We start from the raw sequence: 18,606 nt of genomic DNA, 5'->3' as shown, positions 1-18,606 counted from the left end.
GACGAATATCATGAAAAAGTTCCCGAAAAATTTTTGGTGGGGTGCAGCAACATCTGGACCGCAAAGTGAAGGTCGTTTTAATAAACAACATGCAAATGTTTTTGACTACTGGTATGAAGTGGAGCCAGAATTATTCTATAACCACGTAGGACCAGATACAGCATCTAATTTTTACAATAGCTATGAAGAGGATATTGCTTTAATGAAAGATATCAACTTAAACTCTGTTCGTACTTCCATTCAATGGACACGTTTAATTGATGATTTCGAAACAGCAAGCTTAAACGAAGATGGGGTACGCTTTTATAACAATGTCATTGATGAATTTATTAAACAAGGAATTACACCGGTTATGAATTTACACCATTTTGATTTGCCAGTAGAGCTATATCATAAATATGGCGGTTGGGAATCCAAGCATGTCGTCGATCTTTTTGCAAAATTTGCTCGTCGCTGTTTCGAATTATTCGGCGATCGTGTCAAGCACTGGTTCACATTTAATGAGCCAATGGTAATTGTTGATGGACAATATTTGTACCAATTCCATTATCCAAAAGTAGTAGACGGGAAAAAGGCAGTGCAGGTGGCATACAATCTAAACCTTGCTTCTGCAAAAGCAATCAAAGAATTCCGCGATTTGAAGATGAACGAAAAGGGTGCAAAAATAGGCACCATCTTAAACCTGACGCCTTCTTATCCAGCAAGCGATAAGCCAGAAGACGTGGAAGCAGGGCGAATTGCGGACCTATGGCGCAATGAAATGTTCCTTCATACAGCAGTTTACGGTGAATTCCCACCGGCATTAGTGGAACTTTTAACAAAAGACAAAGTAATTTGGGAATCAACAGAAGAAGAATTAGCTATTTTAAAAGAAAATACGATCGATACTCTTGGGGTAAACTTCTATCATCCATCACGCGTAAAAGCGCCGGATGTAGCACCAAATAGTGTTGGAGACTGGATGCCAGATCGTTATTATGATAATTACGCAATGCCAGGTCGCCGCATGAACTTAGATAAAGGGTGGGAAATCTTCCCTGAGGCACTTTATGATATTGCCATCAACATTCGCGATAACTATAAAAATATCGAATGGTTCGTGTCGGAAAACGGCATGGGTGTTTCTCGAGAAGATCGCTTCTTAAATGAAGAAGGCGTGATCGAGGATGATTACCGAATCGAATTTATTCAAGAGCATTTAGAATGGGTTCATAAAGGAATCGAGGAAGGCTCTAATTGCTACGGTTACCATTTATGGACGCCAATCGATTGCTGGAGCTGGATGAATGCCTACCGCAACCGTTATGGATTTATTTCAAATAATATTCATACACAGGTGAAAACAATTAAGAAGTCTGGACATTGGATTAAAGAAGTAAGTGCTAATAATGGGATTGAATAATTAGTAAGAAGATCATCGCTTATCTTTTGCGATGGTCTTTTCTTAAAGCATATAATAAGAGTGAAAGCGCACACATGAGGAGGTGTTCATATGTCTTTATTAGTAATGGATATAGGCGGGTCTTCCGTGAAGTTTGCTGTATGGGAAAAAGAACAGCTAGTGGATAAAGGCTCTTTTGTCACTCCAAAAACTTGGGATGAAATGAAACAAGAAATGGTTCAGTTAAAAGGAAAGATAGACGCAAAATACACAATTGACGGCGTTGCATTCAGTGCTCCAGGCGCTGTGAATCAGAGTAAAGGTGTGATTGAAGGGGCAAGTGCCGTTCCTTATATCCACCACTTTCCGGTTTTTTTCGAGTTAGAGGAGCTATTTGGCTGCCCGGTTTCAATGGAAAATGATGCCAATTGTGCTGGGCTTGCGGAAGTATGGAGAGGTGCAGCAAAAGGACTGCAAAATGTGCTATTTGTTGTGATTGGTTCAGGAATAGGAGGCGCTGTTATCGTTGATGGTAAAGTCCGCCACGGAAAACATCTATTTGGCGGTGAATTTGGCTACATGCTCCTTAAAGAAGATAAAACGTTCAGTGATCTAGGCACCGCAGTGAATATGGCAAAACGCTATTCTAAACGAATGGAATTAGAAAACGAATTAAGCGGCAAGGAAGTATTTGAACTCGCAGAACAAGGAGATGAAATCGCAAAAGAAGAGGTTGAAACGTTCTATCACTACTTAGCAATAGGCATCTATAATCTGCAGTACAGCTTTGATCCAGAGAAAATCATTATTGGCGGCGGCGTCTCCAGTAAAGAAGGACTACTTGACGAGCTCAACGCTCATCTAGCAAAAGTAGTAGAAAGTGCAAAAATTGCCCCATTTATCCCGGAAGTAGCTATTTGCGAGTTTCAAAACGACGCTAATTTAATTGGTGCTGTTTATAATTATGAGCTTGCTTTTGGGAAGTAGGGATCGCAAGAAAAAGTGCCGAAGTCGCAAGTAAAGTTGAGAAAGTCGCAAGAAAAAGTGCCGGAGTCGCAAGTAAAGTGGTGAAAGTCGCAAGTAAAGTGTCGGAGTCGCAAGTAAAGTGGTGAAAGTCGCAAGAAAAAGTGCCAAAGTCGCAAATAAAAGCGCCAAACCTACAATTAAACTAGGAAAATGCGCATATAAAACTGCTAAGCTCACAAACAAACTGGCACGGTTCCGCCGAAGTGGGACTAACCACCAAATGATCTGCCTGAATTCGAATAAATCGTTAGTCCACTTTGTTATTTTTTTTTCAAAAAGTAGCAGTTAAATAATTTGAGAAGAGGGATACATTATGTATATTGCAGACGAAAATAGATATGAGAAGATGTTGTATAATCGTGTTGGGAAAAGTGGGTTGAAATTATCGGCGTTGTCTTTAGGGTTATGGCATAATTTTGGGGATGTTGATTTGTTTGAGAATGGGCGTGCCCTTGTGAGAAGAGCGTTTGACTTAGGGATTACGCATTTTGACTTGGCGAATAACTATGGGCCCCCTGCTGGTAGTGCGGAAGAAAACTTTGCGAAGATTTTGGAAAGAGATTTAAAGCCGTATCGCGATGAACTGATTATTTCTACAAAAGCAGGTTATGGGATGTGGGCTGGTCCTTATGGGGATGGTGGCTCGAAAAAGTATTTAGTCGCTAGTCTTGACCAAAGCTTAAAGCGAATGGGACTTGATTATGTCGATATTTATTATCATCATCGTCCTGACAAGGAAACACCTTTAGAGGAGACTGCGGAAGCATTGGATTTATTGGTACGTCAAGGAAAGGCTCTATATGTTGGCGTTTCGAACTATTCGCCAGAGCAAACTAGGGAGATTGCTGAAATTTTTGCAGCGAAAAAAACGCCATTCATTATTCATCAGCCGTCCTATAGCATGTTTAATCGCTGGATTGAAGATGGTTTGAAGGATGTACTGGTGGAAAAACAGCTCGGGGCAATTGCTTTCAGTCCGCTTGCACAAGGGTTATTGACAGATCGTTATCTAAATGGCATTCCTGAAGATTCTCGTGCAAACCGAGAAACGGGATTATGGCTACATAAAGAAAATGTTAACCAGACAATTGGTAAAGTGAAAGCATTAAACCATATTGCCAAAGAAAGAGGGCAAACACTTGCGGAAATGGCTGTTGCCTGGATTTTACGCGATGGCATTGTAACAAGCGTTCTAATAGGGGCGAGTAAAGTAAGCCAAATTGAAGACAACGTGAAGGCATTGGACAACATTCACTTTAGCGAAGAAGAACTTGCTGCGATTGACGAGGTGCTAAAAGGATAGAAGATAAGAGGCTGGGACAAAACTAGATAGCCAATCTGTAAAGACGAACAATCTCTAATTTATCACTTAAATAAAGGTTCCTTTTATACAATGGTTATTTATGTTTTTAAATATAGTCAAGTGTAAAAACTAATTCGTTCCATTGCGCTACAGAAACTCGCTTTCCGCGGGGAGCAACCTAAGCCTCCTCGGCTAAAGCCTGTGGGGTCTAAAGATTGCTCTACTTCCCGCAGGAGTCGAGTGTCTTCCGCTCCATTCCACTCTGTTTTTAAAGGCAATTCCCTAAAAAATATTGTTTTTTTAGAAAAAATGAATTAGTAGGAAATATGGAGCAGCCTGAATACACGTAGACTCCTATGGGAGCTGCGAGAAAGTCCGAGACCCTGCAGGCCATAGGCCGAAGCGGCTCGGCGCTCGCCCCATGGAAAGCGAAGTGTATTCAGGCTGCGGATATTAACACTAACTGTACTGAAACAGCCTTTTATAAAACTAATAAAACCCGAACAATCATTTAGGATTATTTGATAGTTGTTCGGGTTTATCTATGACTGGAATACTTATTTCCCAACCTCTTTCCTTTTAATCAGTTAAACGTTTAATCATTTCTAAGCACATTCGAGCATTATGGTATGGGCATTTCCATGAATCGACGATGTTTTCTTGTGAATAGTATTTAGTATCACGCAGGGAAGAAATAACTTCACCATTTGCATCAATGCGGGAGTACCATTCTCCACCTTCGCGCTGATCATGGATAGATGCTTGAATGTATTTCCATACATCTTCACTATACATTAAATAGTTTGGAATATTCGTTAATTCATAGGCGTTGTGGAAGCCGATTACTGCTTCGGCTTGGCCCCACCAGACTCTTGTAGGGTGAATGAAATCATTTGCCTTGTAATCCATTAGGGATCCATCATCTGCGAGTCCCTCTCTTGCAACCTCAAGTGCCATAAGCTTATTTATTTCCACGATCTCGGGACGATCAAGCTTTGTTACTGTTAAAGCTTCTGTTAAAAGCCAGCTCGTTTCAATATCGTGGCCAAATGAGAAAGTATCCTTAATGCTATTCCAATTTGGATCAAAGGCAGCTTGGCAATAATGCTTTTCATGGTCGAAAATATGAGTATGGAAAAGGGTTAATAGATTATCGATTTTACTTAATAGCTTTTCGTCAGGCCAAATTTGATAGAGTGTCGTATAAGCTTCGATAATATGCAAATGGCTATTTGTTGTAAAAGCAGCCTCCGCACCTTCATTTAATAAAACATTTTCCTTCTTCGTCCAATCGGCATGAAACTCTTCCAGATACCCATTCAAGGCTTCAGAATAGCAAATATTTTCAATGAGGTAAAACAATTTTTGTGCTAATGCTAATACTTCCATATCTTTAGACACCTTATAATACTCACTTAAGCCATACAGTGCAAAGCTTTGTGCATAAACGTGTTTTGATGAAAGAACAGGATTGCCTTTATAATCAACGATCCAATAGATGCCACCATTTTCATGATCCCAAAGCTTATTTTTCAAAAATTCATAGGCATGATGGGCTGCTTCTAAATAGGCTGGGTCTTGTTTGTACTGATATGCAGCGGAAAAGGTCCACAAGTTTCTAGCACCTAAAACGCCTCCTTTATGGGCTTCAGGATGAATCTTGAGATTGTAATCAACGACTCCATAAAAACCGCCATTCTCCTTATCTACTAAATTCAACCAAAATGGCAGTATGCGATTCTCTAACTCTTCGATAAACTCTACTTTTTTCATCGTAACTCCTCCTCTTTTTTACACTCTTTACCCTTCAACGATATTGCGAATCCATTTTTTCGTATAAGTTCTTTTTATTCCCAAGAAAGCTCGAATAAAATCATGGGAGTTAGCAAGTGCATAGACAGCAAACAAAGGTAGCTGGAAGTATACGCCTAATGCCGCAAGTGGCAGACCTATGAGCCACACGCCGATCGTATCTAACCACATCACGTATTTTGTATCTCCACCGGCACGAAGAATGCCTACATTGTTAATATAATTTAAATTTTTCGCAAGCGAATAGGGAATATATACAAATATAATTCCGTAAACAAGTTGTTCTACTTCTGGGGTAAGTTGATAAAGAGATAATACATGTGGCAGCGCAATCAGAATTAGAATTCCAACGACAACAGAGGTACCCGTTGTAATCCGGATGAAATTCTTAGCATACTGAAATGCCCCTTTCTTATCATTTGCTCCAAGCTGGTTTCCAATCATTACCGCTGAGGCATCACTTATTCCAGTAAATATACAGGTGAAAATAAAAATAATCGGATCAATCATCGAAATAGCGGCTGTTTGATTTGTACCCATCGACGCATACAGCCAGAAAAATAGTGTATCGCCGAGTGTCCACGTACCATGGTTGATAATTGATGGCATCGTGATTTTAAAATAATGCTTGCTTAAACTGCTTCGGAAAACATCGAGATTCTTTTTAATAATCGATAAAGAAATGAACTCTTTTTTTACAAGGAGCATAAATAAAAGACCTGTTTGGATGATCCGCGCAATTAGCGTAGCAATCGCAGCTCCTTCGACCCCTAAAGCAGGCGCCCCGAAGTTACCGTAAATTAAGACATAGTTTAATAGGGTATTAACTAATAAAGCAATTACGCTATAGTAGGTCGGTTTCCGTACCTCGCCTGTTGTTTTTAAAGCGATTACAAAAATCATCGATAAAGCAGTAAAAACATAGGAGTAACCAAGGATATGAAGGAATTCGCCTCCCAATTGTTTAACAGACATATCCGATGAAAAGAAGCCAAGAATCGGATAGGAGAAAAACTGGGTCAAAAGCGTAAAGAAAAGGGAGAAAATCATGGTGAGTACGCTTACAAAAATAACAGAGCGACTAATGCCATTTTTATTTCTGGCCCCCCAGTATTGTGCACAAAAAATCGTCGCGCCACTAGCAAATCCCTGTAGCAGAATTGTTGGAATTTGCGTAAATTTATTGGCGATACCGACAGCGGCAATACTATCTACTCCGAGTCTACCTACCATAATCGAATCAATTATATTCAGACCCGAAGTAATCAAAAGCTGAATGGTTATAGGAATCGTGAAATACAACATTTTCCTATAGTATTCTTTCTTGCTATCTTCCATTCTGTCACTTTCTTTCTCTTAAATTGTCTATTTTTTCTCCCGATTGGTTCTTTACATATCAGAAGTCGAAATATATAATTAATTTACAACAAAAGTATAGACAATTCAATATAAAACTTTATATTTATATAGGTTTATAGATGGAAAGGAGAGAATCTCGATGGAATTCATTAAAGGTTTTAGCTTTGGATTTATGAACAAAAGGGGAGAATGGCAAGACGCAAGAACAAAAGAATCACTACAGTTGTTAAAAGAAAGATGTGCGGTTGAGCATATTGTCCTTACTGTTGTTGCAGAGCAGGATACCCCACAATCCATCACTATCAATTGGAGGAATCATCCGAATGTAGTTAGTGATGAAGAAACGATAGAATTAATTGAATGCGCTAACAAAATGGGTTTGAAGGTTATTTTAAAACCAATGGTAAACGTTTCGGACGGCACATGGCGTGCCCATATTAATTTTTTCGACACCGATGTACCATGTGAACCAAAATGGTCGGAGTGGTTCGCATCTTATAATGAGTACATTCTTCACTATGCGAAAATAGCAGAGGAAATGAAGTGCCCGATGTTTGTTATTGGCTGTGAGTTAGTAAATGCAGACAGAAGAGAGGCAGAATGGCGTCATCTTATAAAGGAAGTACGCAAAGTTTATAGCGGATTAATCACCTACAATTGTGATAAATACCAAGAAGATGTCTTAAAATGGTGGGATGCTGTCGATGTAATTTCATCTAGCGGCTATTATCCGATTGATGCGTGGGAAACACAATTAGACCGCATTGAAAAGGTAGTCGAGAAACATCAGAAACCATTCTTTTTTTGTGAAGCCGGTTGTCCAAGCTGGGTAGGGGGAGATGTACTTCCAAATGACTGGACAAAAAGAGGAAAATTCAGCGAAGAAGTCCAAAAAAGTTGGTATGAAGCCATGTTTAAAGCGACAAGCAAAAGAAGCTGGGTAAAAGGCTTTGCCCTATGGGATTGGAAAGCTCATCTTTATCCAATTGAACGAGCAAGTAGTGATCAAGATTACGCAGTGTATGGAAAAGCAGCGGAGAAAGTGATTAAAGATTATTATTCTTCTGTTGGTGGGAATGAGGAGTGGATTTAGAGAGAAGCGGTGATTATTAGAGGAATGAAAGCCATTGGAAGCATGGTTAAGTGAAAAAGTGGTGTTCATCGAGGGGGTCAAATCAAAGTAAAGCTGGGAGAGCAAGCAAAAGGTAACATGGCAAGGTTATCAAAGCCTGTTTAGTAGCAAGTATCTCAAATAAAAAACCAACTACTATCTCAAAAAACAACAAAATGTATACGCTTAACCACTCATAAAACAACGGAAAATATTTGTACTTACTTTTATAATAAAAGTCTATACAAATGAAAATATCCATGGTAGAATATGTTTGTAAGCGCTTAATGATAGGGTTTTCAGAATAGCTTCAACTCTTTATATGACCTAATTATTTGGAGGGAAAATAGAATGGGGATCAAAAAAAGTAACAAACTATTTCGTTTTGGCCTAATTGCTAGTGCAGCTGCGTTAATGCTGGGTGCTTGTAGTAGTGATTCGGACAAGCAAGGAGAAAAAGGCGCAGACGGTAAAGAGACAATCACTTTTATTAACCACAAAACAGACTGGTCTGGGAATGGGAAATGGGATGAATACATTGCTGAATTCAATGAAAAACATCCTGACATTGAAGTGAAAGTAGAGACAATTACTGACTATGCTGGCCAAATGCAAATTCGTATGAATTCAAAAGACTACGGCGATGTATTAATGGTTCCAACAACTATTAAGCCAGAAGACAACACAAATTTCTTTGAGCCACTTGGTGATCAGAAAGAATTAGAAGAAAAATACTTACTATTAACAGACCGTGCATATGACGGAGTATCATACGGTATTCCTATTGCAGTAAATACAACAGGTGTACTTGTCAATATGAAAGTGTTCAATGATGCTGGAATCACCGAATTCCCAAGAACACCAGAAGATTTCATAGCAGCATTAGGAAAAATTAAAGAATCCAATCCGGATAGTACACCATTATATACAAACTATGCTTCTAACTGGGCAATGTCTAACTGGGATTTCGTACGTGAATCCGCAGCAGGAGATCCAAACTTCACGAATGAGCTAACAACAGATAAAACGCCATTTGACGATGGAAAGCCAATGAATACTATCTACAAATTACTTTATGATACGGTAAAAGAAGGCTATTCAGAAGCGGACCCAACAACGACAGATTGGGAACAATCTAAGCAAGATCTTGCTGATGGAAAAATCGCAGCAATGGTATTAGGAAGCTGGGCAATTGAACAGGTTCAAGCATTAGCAGAAAATCCAGAAGATATCCAATTTGCGGCATTCCCAACAACACATGATGGAAAACAATATACTACAATTGGTGGAGACTACAATATCGGTATTAACGTAAACAGCAAGCATAAAGAAGCAGCGCGTACTTTCTTAGATTGGTTTGTAGAAGAGTCTAACTATGCTGCTGATACTGGTGGTATTTCTCCAAAAGTTGGAGCACAACTACCTGCTGCTCTTAAATCAATGGAAACAGCTGGCGTGGAATTCTTCCAACCAACCCCTGCACCTGCTGGAAAAGAATCATTATTTGCTGATATTAACAACAGCTCTGAAATTGGTTTAGGCACAACAGATGCAACGAAACAACGAATCGTGGATTCTGCAAAAGGAAACACGAAAGAATCTTTTGAAGATATCATGAAAGACCTCAACGAAAAATGGGGCAAAGCAATCGAAGAAGTTGGTCAATAAACCAAAAAAGCAGTTACATGCTCATGGTTTAATGAGAACGATTAGAACACAACAACAACAGATAACAGATAGAAAAACAACAGTTTTAAAGAATGGAGGGTTATCTTAAAAGAGTCAATCTCTTAAGGTAACCTTCGTTATTATAAGTTTTTGTAAAAATCATTTTTTAGACGGAACACAGCAGAGAGTAGCATCCATACTTTGTAGCTATTATTTATCCACTCTTAACGGACAGTAAGACTCAACCGTAAGCTTATAAGAATACGAGGAAGATCAACTGTCCGTAAAGGTCCGAATGGTTCAACTAACCATCAGTGGGGGAGGAAGGAAAATCCCCACTGATGGAAGTTTCACTTTATTCCTTTTACATTGCTATAACAAAAGAGAGTTCCGTTCTAGGTAGTTTTATATTTTGCTCCGGCGCCGATGGAGGTGAATAAGTTTTCCATAAATAGGCGTTATCGAAAGAATAAAGAGGTGTAGGCAAGATGAATAAAATTAAATTGGGGTACGATGGGCAAAGAAGATTAATCATTGTATTGTTCTCCGCACTACCAGTATTTTTGCTTTTGTTATTTTCATATTATCCTTTATTTAAAATGGTACAGTATAGCTTTACAAACTGGAATGGAATAAGTCCAACAAGTGAAAGTGTTGGCTGGGATAACTATATTCGAATTTTTACTACTCCTGAATATTTCTCCGTTTTTAAAGTAAGTTTATATTATTTCTTTGCAACATTCGTGCAATTAGGAATCGCATTATATTTTGCAACGGTTTTAACCTTTAAAGTGAAATTTGCGAATCTTTGGAAAGGGATTCTTTTCTTCCCATACTTATTGAATGGGGTAGCAATTGGGTTTATTTTCTTATACTTCTACAAAGGTGGAGGGACGTTAGATACTGTTTTATCTTTCTTAGGATTAGAAGATCAAATCCGTTTATGGTTAGGAGATCGCTCGATTAATAACGTTTCGATGGCATTTACGTCGATCTGGCGTTATATGGGCTTTAACTTCATTATTTTTCTTGGTGCTATTCAGTCTATTGATTCAGAAATTTATGAAGCTGCAGAGATTGATGGAGCAAATCGCTGGCAGCAATTCCGATATATTATCATGCCAAGCATTAAACAAATCATCTTCTTAAATATTATTCTCGGTATTAGCGGATCACTAAGCGTATTCGAAATTCCTTACATTATGACAGGCGGATCAAATGGTACAAAGACATTCGTTATCCAGACGATTGACACTGCATTTAAGTTCAGCAAAGTCGGATTAGCCTCTGCGATGGCATTAGTATTACTTGTTATTGTCATTGTTGTGACCTTGCTGCAGCAATACTTAACAAGAGAGAAAGGAGCGAAATAGGATGAAATCACAAGCAGGATTTGAAAAACAAACAGGAATAAAAAGCGACAATGGATTAACGACTGCGATGATGATAAAGAATATCCTTGGATTTTTCGTCAAATATGGAAGCTTATTACTCGGAGCAGCCGTTGCTATCGTACCTGTTTTAGTTGTGATTATCGGCTCCTTTAAAACCAAACAGGAATTTTTAACAACAGGTGTCTTAGAATTGCCGAAGAATTTTACTTTCAGCAATTACGTAACCGCATTTATCGATGGGCAAATGCTTACTGGTTTTAAAAATACGATTCTTATCTTTATCGCATCGATTATTGGAAAACTCCTTTTAGGAACAATGATAGCTTATGTTCTTGATCGCTTTAATTTCAAAATGAAGAAGGTTATTCTAGCACTATTCCTTCTTGCAACACTCATACCGGGTATTACAACACAGGTGGCAACTTTCCAAATCATTAATGGAATGGGTTTATTCAATACCATTTGGTCTGTGATTGTGCTTAACTTAGGAACAGATGTAATTGCCGTTTATATCTTCCTACAATATTTGAAAAACATTCCTGTTTCGCTAGACGAAGCAGCAATTTTGGAAGGAGCATCTTATTTTACCATCTATCGTAAAATCATTCTTCCATTATTAAAAGCACCGATGATCACCATCCTAATCATCAGTGGCGTAGGAATTTACAACGATTTCTATAACCCGTTTCTTTATATGCCGTCACCAGACTTGAAGGTTATTTCAACTGCACTATTTGCCTTCAAAGGTCCATACGGCACAGATTGGCCAGTTATCCTAGCAGGTGTCATCATCGTTATCCTGCCAATTTTAATCGTGTTCCTGACATTACAGAAACACATTTATAATGGAGTATCTGGTTCGGTCAAATAAAACTAATTTTAAGAGTGCTGCTCCGTATTATTTATAAAGACAAGAAAATAGTTAATAAAAAAGAGGCTGGGACATAAGTATTCCAGCCAAGGATAATTCCGAACAATTATACGAAGATGCTAATGAATGTTCCGTATAATTGTTCGGGCTTTTATTTGTTTTTCAAAGGATGTTTCCATGAAGTTTGGTGCGATTCCCCGCAGCCGGAATACACTTCGCTTTCCATGGGGCTCGCGCTGAGCCGCTTCGGCCTGTGGCCTGCAGGGTCTCAGACTGTCTCGCTAATCCCATAGGAGCATTCCTGTGGGGGTAGTTTTAGGGGCTTGCATAAAAAAAGATACTCCTATATGATGCATGTATCAACGCCAATCAATACGCAGCAAGGAGAATCTACTATGAATAATAAACGTAATCAAAAAATAAATCAAGTCACTAATTCTACTCTTATCATTGGCATTGATATAGCAAAAAGAACGCATTATGCTTGTGCAGTGGATGATAGAGGACGGGAATTAAGTAAATCCTTCGCCGTCCATCAGTCTAATCAAGGCTTTCAACAATTTTATATTCACTTACATCAATTGATGAAGAAACAGGGAAAGAAGGATCTTTTGATCGGTTTTGAACCTACAGGTCATTATTGGATGAATCTCGCTGCATTTCTTGCCTCCAAAGGCATTCGTTACGTCATTGTGAATCCCTTACATGTAAAACGATCGAAGGAAATGGATGACAATCTCCAAACAAAGAATGATAAGAAAGATGCGAGAGTTATTGCCAAATTAATCACAAACGGCTATTTTAGTTCTATTCGCAAGCTAGAAGGAATAGAAGCAGAACTTAGACAAGGATCTTCTATTCGGGGGAGTGTGAAGAAAGAAATAGCGAAAGTAAAAAACCAGATCATTCGATGGACAGACCGATATTTCCCTGAATTTTATACTGCTTTTAAGGAGTTAGGAAAGAATGCTTGTGCGGTGTTAAAACAGACGCCTTTACCAGTAGACTTAGTAGGACGAGAGGTAGAAGAGTTGATCACTTTCTATCGAGAGAAAGAACAGCTGGCCTATCCAGCAAGATCCAAAATAGCCAAATTAATAAAGGCGGCAGAACAATCCATCGGCTTAACAGAAGGCGTTGAAATGGCACGACTGGAAATTGTTATGTTGATACAAAAATATGAACTATATACAAATCAGTTAGAAACAGTGAATCAAGAATTAAAAGACATGGTGGAAGACCTAGCTGAATTTCACTATCTCTTATCGATTCCGGGTATTGGGGAAGAGACAGTGATTGATTTACTGTCAGAAGTAGGATCTCTAAAGAATTATCAACATCCACGCCAACTCATAAAATTAGCGGGATTAACATTACGAGAAAATTCTTCTGGAAAGTATATTGGTCGAAAAAGTCTTTCAAAGCGAGGGAGAAGAAAACTACGATCGCTTCTCTATCGGGCAGTACTCCCTTTAATACGAAACAATAAGGTCTTTCACGATTTATATCAATATTATATTACCAGGACAAATAATCCACTAAAGAAAAAAGAAGCACTTGTTATACTCTGTAGTAAACTATTGAAAGTATTTCATGGGTTAAGTCACCAAGAAGTTTTGTTTGATGGAGAACGGATGAGACAGGATATTTCCGTCTTCCCCGCCTAACATATCCAAGGTAGAGCTTAATGTAAAAAATAATTCACAAGATGACACAGTAGCTGGCTTATAAAAAGACATATGACTTAGAGTCTATATAGGAGCAGGATGCCAGCCTCTACCTTATGATGAAACCAAACGAAGGAATGTAAGCGCGCGACGCTAAGAGACATGGGAGGGTACGTTCTCGTAAGAATAGTAGAGACCAAAGTGCATCAAATAATGTACCTTTGTCAATTAATCCCTATTGACTCTAGCGAAGCGTCTTCTTCATTCCCAGTTATTTTATAAAATGGGGAAAACCACCTGTGATAAGTCTGAAATAAGTTAAAAAAAATTTTTTATTTCACCAATAATCTACTACAAACGTTGGTATATCAACTTTTCCGGAGGGAGTCTTCGTGTATTCCGGCTGCTCTGTTTTTCCAACTAATTATATTTCCTCTTGTAAAAAGTATGCGAAAGCAGCCGCTATTTACTAGCTATATTAGAAATTGTTCGTCTTTACAGAGTATCTATTTAGTTATGTCCCATCCTCTTTTGGTTTATTTCACCTTAGGCACAATATATTTTGTCAAAAAAATCGTCAGTGGCGGAGCAAAGAAGATGAATACTAGCAAATTAATACGAACGAGAAAACTAATTGCAATTAATGTTGCGAGAATGATAATGCTATTAAAGAAACGACGAATACATGTGTCAAATGCAAGGGCATAAATCCATTTTTTCTCCCCATTGCCCCTCGGAGGATCAGCAAGAAAATAGATGCAGTAAATATAATAAATCCATGCAAAAAAAGTGAAGAAAACAAGTGGGAATTGAAAAAAGCCAAGTACTGGGCTCACCACAATTAAAGAATAGTAAACCGAAATCAGACTAATAATGGTAAGAAAAAAGACAATAAAGGAAAGCGATTTATTATCTTTATGTTTCTGGTAAGCCTCCTCGAAGGCAATACGAATGCTATATTCTACCTCGTTATGAATGCTCTCCATGCTATGAATCAGACCAATGCCAGCAGGAACTAAGCCATACACTAGACCGCCACGAAAAAGATATATCCAAAAATAAAACCCAGCAGTCGTATACTGAGCGACTGTGTTGATGAAAAGTATAATCTTATTATTCAATATGTTCACCCTTTTTCATGTCTATATGATAGTTATACATGTAAACGGAAACATAATCAATAGAGATTTAGCGGAGAAAGGCGAAAGGATTTTATCCCTGTTCCCCATAGATTTAAAAATGAAAGGTATTCTTTTTCAACCGATTAACAATATATTTAGCTTGAACAATCATAAATAGAAAAAACAACGGGATAGCTATCCAAACAAGCTTGCGATGCCACTGCAAATTACGGTGCAAGAGAAAGGTAGAGAATAAATTCGTCAGCAGAAAATTAGTCATAAAAAATCACCCTTTTTTTCTTAGTGTGAGAAGAAAGGGTGATTATTATTCAAGCATCAGTAGCTGAAATAGCTTCAAGCGCATCCCGACATGTTGGGTAAACACGCATATTTAACTTCTTTCCATATGTATATTCAATCGTATCAATTGCCATGTTGACTTGCATACCGGTAATAATTAGTTCTGTGCCCATGAGCGCAAGGATATCTTTAATCCGGATAATTCCTTGTTGAACAGTTTCATCATATTTAAGCAGTCCTTGTAAATCGATTATAAAATAGTTTTCTTTTGTTCTAGCGGCATATTCCGCAATATTGGTGACCATCTGGCTAAAACGTTCTTCGGTTAAATTGCCGATAAGGGGAAGAACAGAGGCATTTTTTTGCACAGAAATAATTGGTGTCGATAAGTTATTAATTTCATCTATGTATTCCTTAATAAGCTGCTCGGATTCCTTTTGAACGGTAATATCTTTTTGAATGCCGACAAAGAATAACTTCTTTTCCTCACCAATATAGATAGGATAGAGCGACAGTTCATTCCAGAACATTTCTCCATTTTTTCGATAATTCTTTATTGTAACCACAATGGATTCTTTCTTCGCAATCGCATTTCGAAGGTGTTGAAGCTGGGGCTGATCTTTGGCTCCTTGTTGTAAAAAACGACAGTTCTTTCCTAAAATATCAACCGCTTGATAGTTGGTTAGTGTTTCAAAGCCTTTATTGACATAAATAATAGGATTATCTTCTAAGCTAGGGTCTGTAATGACAATCCCTGCACCGACACGGTCGATAGCTTCTTTGATAAATGTATCTCGGAAAATCTGTGAATAATCATATTGTCTCACTTTAGTCGCCCCTTTCTTCTTCCAGTATAACAGTTTCAAGGATTGGCGACATGGATGAGCAGGTAACATTTCTGTTACAAGCCAAAATTCAGCTGACCTTTTATTAGCTTTTTTTCTATATAAAAAGAAAAAGGAGTGATAAAGATGACACTAGGATTTGATTGTGCTACCAAATTAACAGAGAAAATGGCAAAGGATTTAAAAGGAGCAGGATTCCGCTATGCGGCACGATATTTAGGAGACAGCTGGAAGTCATTTGACAAGAAAGAGGCAGAGATTATCCAAAAGACAGGAATAAAACTAATTAGTATTTTTCAAAAAAGCGCTAATAAACTTTCTTATTTTACGGAAAAGCAGGGAATAGTGGATGGAAAGGATGCAGAAAAGTGGGCGAAGGCAGTCGGGCAACCTGAGGGAACGGCCATCTATTTTGCCGTTGATTGTGATGTGGCAGGGAAGCAAATGCAGCTAATTCAAGCTTATTTTTCAGCAATAAAAAAACAGTTAAGGTCATATAAAGTAGGGATATATGGTTCCTATGCAGTGATGTACGCATTGCGGGATTATGCTGATTATTTTTGGCAAACTTATGCGTGGTCGCGCGGAGAAATCGCTCCCTTCATTCATATGTATCAACATGAAAATAATATTATCATAGAAGGCGTTAATATCGACCGAAATCGAATTATGCAAGAGCCTGGATATTGGGGAACAGAAGTGGTACTGACGAGTAAGTATACGGTACGACAAGAAACTGATGCATTCCTGACAGCGGCAGATGCCAAATCTGGTCAAAATAAAAGAGGAACCGTCAAACCAGGAACATATACGATTTTTAATACCTCACAAGGGATGATAAATGTTACAACGGTAGCAGGAAAGCCCGGATCTTGGATTAACCCACAAGAAGAAACGATCCATATTGTCTCAAGTGGCGAAACATTAACGAAAATCGCCAAAACATATGGTACCACTATTTCAGCAATCCAAGCAAAGAATCCACAGATAAAGAATATTAATCTTATTTATACTGGGCAAGTAATAAAAATTTGAATTGACTAGACATATTTATAAAAAATAAAGGGTTTTAAAAATAGAATAGCGAATAAGAAAGGGAGGTGAAAAATAAAAATGAAATTGATAGAAAATGAAGTTCGTTGGGGAATTATTGGCTGTGGAGATGTAACAGAGGTTAAGAGTGGACCAGGCTTTCAATTAGCAGAAAATTCAAAGCTAGTCGCAGTCATGCGAAGAAATGGAGAATTGGCAAAGGATTATGCCGAGCGTCATAATGTTCCAAAATGGTATGACAATGCGGAAGCCTTGATCAACGATCCAGAAGTAGACGCGGTTTACGTCGCTACTCCACCAGCTTTTCATAAAGAATACACAATCCTTGCCGCAAAAGCAGGCAAACCAGTGTATGTAGAAAAACCGATGGCAAGAAATTATCAAGAATGCCTAGAGATGATTGAAGCATGTAAACAAGCAGATGTCCCTTTATTTGTCGCTTATTATCGACGAGCACTTCCTCGTTTTCTTAAAATAAAAGAAATTATTGATAGTGGTGTATTAGGGGATATTCGATTTGTGCGAACGATTCAATATCAACCTGCCTTAAAGGACGATCAAGCATGGAGAGTGCAACCAGAACTTGCAGGCGGTGGTCTTTTCCTTGATCTAGCAAGCCATACATTGGATATCCTAGATTTTCTACTAGGTCCAATTAAAGAAGCGAAAGGATTCGCAACCAATCAAAATGGCAGCTATCAAGCAGAAGATATAGTGACAGGCAGTTATCTATTTGAGTCAGGTATTCAAGGAACAGGCACATGGTGTTTCAGTGCCCATGACCACATCGATGAAAATGAAATCATTGGAAGCAAAGGCAAATTAACCTTCGCAACCTTTGGCAATGGTCCCATTACATTAACAACACCAGAGACAACGGAAGAGTGGGTAATCGAAAATCCCCGTCACATTCAGCAACATTTGATTCAGTTAATGGTGGATGAGTTAACTGGAAAAGGTACTAGTCCAAGCACTGGAATTAGTGGGGCAAGAACAAACTGGGTAATGGATCAGTTGATTAAGGGATATTATGGAGGAGAAGCACCTCGTTAGGAGGTGCTTCTTTTTTGTTTTGGGAGAGGAAGTTTGTTTAGTGCAGGAGAGCTATTTTATCTTAAAAGTTTTTTTAAATTCAGCTATGCCAATAAACAGCATCCAAATGCTCAATGGAATAAATACAATCACAAAAACTATCTCTGTAATCATATCTACACTAACTAAAATTAAAAGAAAGATGGTCACTATAGTTGCGTAATAGAATCTATTAATTTTCATCACCTTTTCTTAAGGAAATAGTTTACATTAAATATACAATATTATATAAAATGTGAAAATGGGATAAAGTATGAAATAGTTTAAGGGGAATCCGCGTTGAAAAAGGTGATCATTAGAGATGAAAGCCACTTTTAAGGTAATCCCGGAAGAAAGTGGCGTTCATCAAGGGAATGAAAGCCAGATTTAAGGTAATCCCCGAAAAAGTGGTGTTCATAAAAGAAATGAAAGCCAGATTTAAGGTAACCTTCGAGGAAAGTGGCGTTCATCAAGGGAATGAAAGCCACTTTTAAGGCAATCCCGGAAGAAAGTGGGGTTCATCAAGAAAATGAAAACCAGATTCAAGGTAATCCCCGAAAAAGTGGTGTTCATTAAAGAAATGAAAGCCAGATTTAAGGTAACCTTCGAGGAAAGTCGCGTTCA

Annotated in this window: 15 protein-coding genes; 10 read left to right on the top strand and 5 right to left on the bottom strand. The window is 38.2% G+C overall.

Translation table 11 applies throughout. From position 1 onward, the window contains the following. Positions 1-10 precede the first annotated feature (10 nt). The 3 genes from HHU08_RS22125 (at position 11) to mgrA (ending at position 3,710) form a co-directional block, all read left to right on the top strand. Positions 11-1,402: a glycoside hydrolase family 1 protein gene (locus HHU08_RS22125; protein ID WP_169189357.1), complete on the top strand. Its 1,392-nt coding sequence runs from the start codon at positions 11-13 to the stop codon at positions 1,400-1,402. A 90-nt stretch (positions 1,403-1,492) separates the two neighbouring features. After that, positions 1,493-2,368: an ROK family protein gene (locus HHU08_RS22120; RefSeq protein WP_169189356.1), complete on the top strand. Its 876-nt coding sequence runs from the start codon at positions 1,493-1,495 to the stop codon at positions 2,366-2,368. A gap of 349 nt (positions 2,369-2,717) precedes the next feature. Beyond that, positions 2,718-3,710 (top strand): L-glyceraldehyde 3-phosphate reductase, encoded by a 993-nt coding sequence (gene mgrA / locus HHU08_RS22115; protein ID WP_040343459.1) that lies wholly within the window; start codon positions 2,718-2,720, stop codon positions 3,708-3,710. A gap of 579 nt (positions 3,711-4,289) precedes the next feature. On the opposite strand, the gene HHU08_RS22110 is transcribed toward mgrA, so the two are convergent. After that, on the bottom strand, positions 4,290-5,483 hold the full coding sequence (locus HHU08_RS22110; protein WP_169189355.1) for an AGE family epimerase/isomerase: 1,194 nt from the start codon (positions 5,481-5,483) through the stop codon (positions 4,290-4,292). 27 nt (positions 5,484-5,510) lie between these two features. Continuing rightward, positions 5,511-6,860 (bottom strand): MATE family efflux transporter, encoded by a 1,350-nt coding sequence (locus tag HHU08_RS22105; protein WP_016203334.1) that lies wholly within the window; start codon positions 6,858-6,860, stop codon positions 5,511-5,513. A gap of 160 nt (positions 6,861-7,020) precedes the next feature. On the opposite strand from HHU08_RS22105, the gene HHU08_RS22100 reads away from it, so the two are divergent. The 5 genes from HHU08_RS22100 (at position 7,021) to HHU08_RS22080 (ending at position 13,592) form a co-directional block, all read left to right on the top strand. After that, the gene (locus HHU08_RS22100; RefSeq protein ID WP_169189354.1) at positions 7,021-7,974 is read left to right on the top strand and encodes a glycoside hydrolase family 113; all 954 of its coding nucleotides are present in this window, start codon (positions 7,021-7,023) and stop codon (positions 7,972-7,974) included. Between the two features lie 369 nt (positions 7,975-8,343). Then, the gene (locus HHU08_RS22095) at positions 8,344-9,660 is read left to right on the top strand and encodes an ABC transporter substrate-binding protein (protein ID WP_169189353.1); all 1,317 of its coding nucleotides are present in this window, start codon (positions 8,344-8,346) and stop codon (positions 9,658-9,660) included. 488 nt (positions 9,661-10,148) lie between these two features. Then, positions 10,149-11,033: a carbohydrate ABC transporter permease gene (locus tag HHU08_RS22090; protein WP_016203331.1), complete on the top strand. Its 885-nt coding sequence runs from the start codon at positions 10,149-10,151 to the stop codon at positions 11,031-11,033. A 67-nt stretch (positions 11,034-11,100) separates the two neighbouring features. After that, a complete protein-coding gene (locus HHU08_RS22085) occupies positions 11,101-11,925 on the top strand; it encodes a carbohydrate ABC transporter permease (RefSeq protein WP_205835847.1) in 825 nt (274 codons plus the stop codon). Positions 11,926-12,320: 395 nt separating this feature from the next. Next, the gene (locus HHU08_RS22080; RefSeq protein ID WP_169188709.1) at positions 12,321-13,592 is read left to right on the top strand and encodes an IS110 family RNA-guided transposase; all 1,272 of its coding nucleotides are present in this window, start codon (positions 12,321-12,323) and stop codon (positions 13,590-13,592) included. Between the two features lie 536 nt (positions 13,593-14,128). Here the strand turns inward: HHU08_RS22080 and HHU08_RS22075 are convergent. From HHU08_RS22075 to HHU08_RS22065, 3 genes are all read right to left on the bottom strand, one after another. After that, positions 14,129-14,713 (bottom strand): hypothetical protein, encoded by a 585-nt coding sequence (locus tag HHU08_RS22075; protein WP_016203329.1) that lies wholly within the window; start codon positions 14,711-14,713, stop codon positions 14,129-14,131. Positions 14,714-14,825: 112 nt separating this feature from the next. Next, complete coding sequence (locus tag HHU08_RS22070; protein WP_169189352.1) at positions 14,826-14,993, bottom strand: hypothetical protein; 168 nt, start codon at positions 14,991-14,993, stop codon at positions 14,826-14,828. A 49-nt stretch (positions 14,994-15,042) separates the two neighbouring features. Continuing rightward, on the bottom strand, positions 15,043-15,840 hold the full coding sequence (locus tag HHU08_RS22065; RefSeq protein WP_169189351.1) for an STAS domain-containing protein: 798 nt from the start codon (positions 15,838-15,840) through the stop codon (positions 15,043-15,045). A 144-nt stretch (positions 15,841-15,984) separates the two neighbouring features. On the opposite strand from HHU08_RS22065, the gene HHU08_RS22060 reads away from it, so the two are divergent. Both HHU08_RS22060 and HHU08_RS22055 read left to right on the top strand, forming a co-directional pair. Next, the gene (locus HHU08_RS22060) at positions 15,985-16,893 is read left to right on the top strand and encodes a glycoside hydrolase domain-containing protein (RefSeq protein ID WP_101729801.1); all 909 of its coding nucleotides are present in this window, start codon (positions 15,985-15,987) and stop codon (positions 16,891-16,893) included. A gap of 78 nt (positions 16,894-16,971) precedes the next feature. Then, entirely contained in the window at positions 16,972-17,964 is a 993-nt protein-coding gene (locus HHU08_RS22055) for a Gfo/Idh/MocA family protein (RefSeq protein WP_169189350.1), read from the top strand. Positions 17,965-18,606 lie beyond the last annotated feature (642 nt).

It is taken from the genome of Niallia alba, from assembly GCF_012933555.1.
Lineage (GTDB): Bacteria > Bacillota > Bacilli > Bacillales > Cytobacillaceae > Niallia > Niallia alba.
Note: the sequence above shows the minus strand (reverse complement) of the source record. Positions and strands in the feature narration are given on the sequence as shown.

Bases quoted from the DNA above. Each gene is read 5' to 3' on its own strand.
- HHU08_RS22125 (WP_169189357.1), top strand. From the start codon at position 11: ATGAAAAAGTTCCCGAAAAATTTTTGGTGGGGTGCAGCAACATCTGGA.
- HHU08_RS22120 (WP_169189356.1), top strand. From the start codon at position 1,493: ATGTCTTTATTAGTAATGGATATAGGCGGGTCTTCCGTGAAGTTTGCT.
- HHU08_RS22110 (WP_169189355.1), bottom strand. From the start codon at position 5,483: ATGAAAAAAGTAGAGTTTATCGAAGAGTTAGAGAATCGCATACTGCCA.
- HHU08_RS22105 (WP_016203334.1), bottom strand. From the start codon at position 6,860: ATGGAAGATAGCAAGAAAGAATACTATAGGAAAATGTTGTATTTCACG.
- HHU08_RS22100 (WP_169189354.1), top strand. From the start codon at position 7,021: ATGGAATTCATTAAAGGTTTTAGCTTTGGATTTATGAACAAAAGGGGA.
- HHU08_RS22095 (WP_169189353.1), top strand. From the start codon at position 8,344: ATGGGGATCAAAAAAAGTAACAAACTATTTCGTTTTGGCCTAATTGCT.
- HHU08_RS22090 (WP_016203331.1), top strand. From the start codon at position 10,149: ATGAATAAAATTAAATTGGGGTACGATGGGCAAAGAAGATTAATCATT.
- HHU08_RS22085 (WP_205835847.1), top strand. From the start codon at position 11,101: ATGATGATAAAGAATATCCTTGGATTTTTCGTCAAATATGGAAGCTTA.
- HHU08_RS22080 (WP_169188709.1), top strand. From the start codon at position 12,321: ATGAATAATAAACGTAATCAAAAAATAAATCAAGTCACTAATTCTACT.
- HHU08_RS22070 (WP_169189352.1), bottom strand. From the start codon at position 14,993: ATGACTAATTTTCTGCTGACGAATTTATTCTCTACCTTTCTCTTGCAC.
- HHU08_RS22060 (WP_101729801.1), top strand. From the start codon at position 15,985: ATGACACTAGGATTTGATTGTGCTACCAAATTAACAGAGAAAATGGCA.
- HHU08_RS22055 (WP_169189350.1), top strand. From the start codon at position 16,972: ATGAAATTGATAGAAAATGAAGTTCGTTGGGGAATTATTGGCTGTGGA.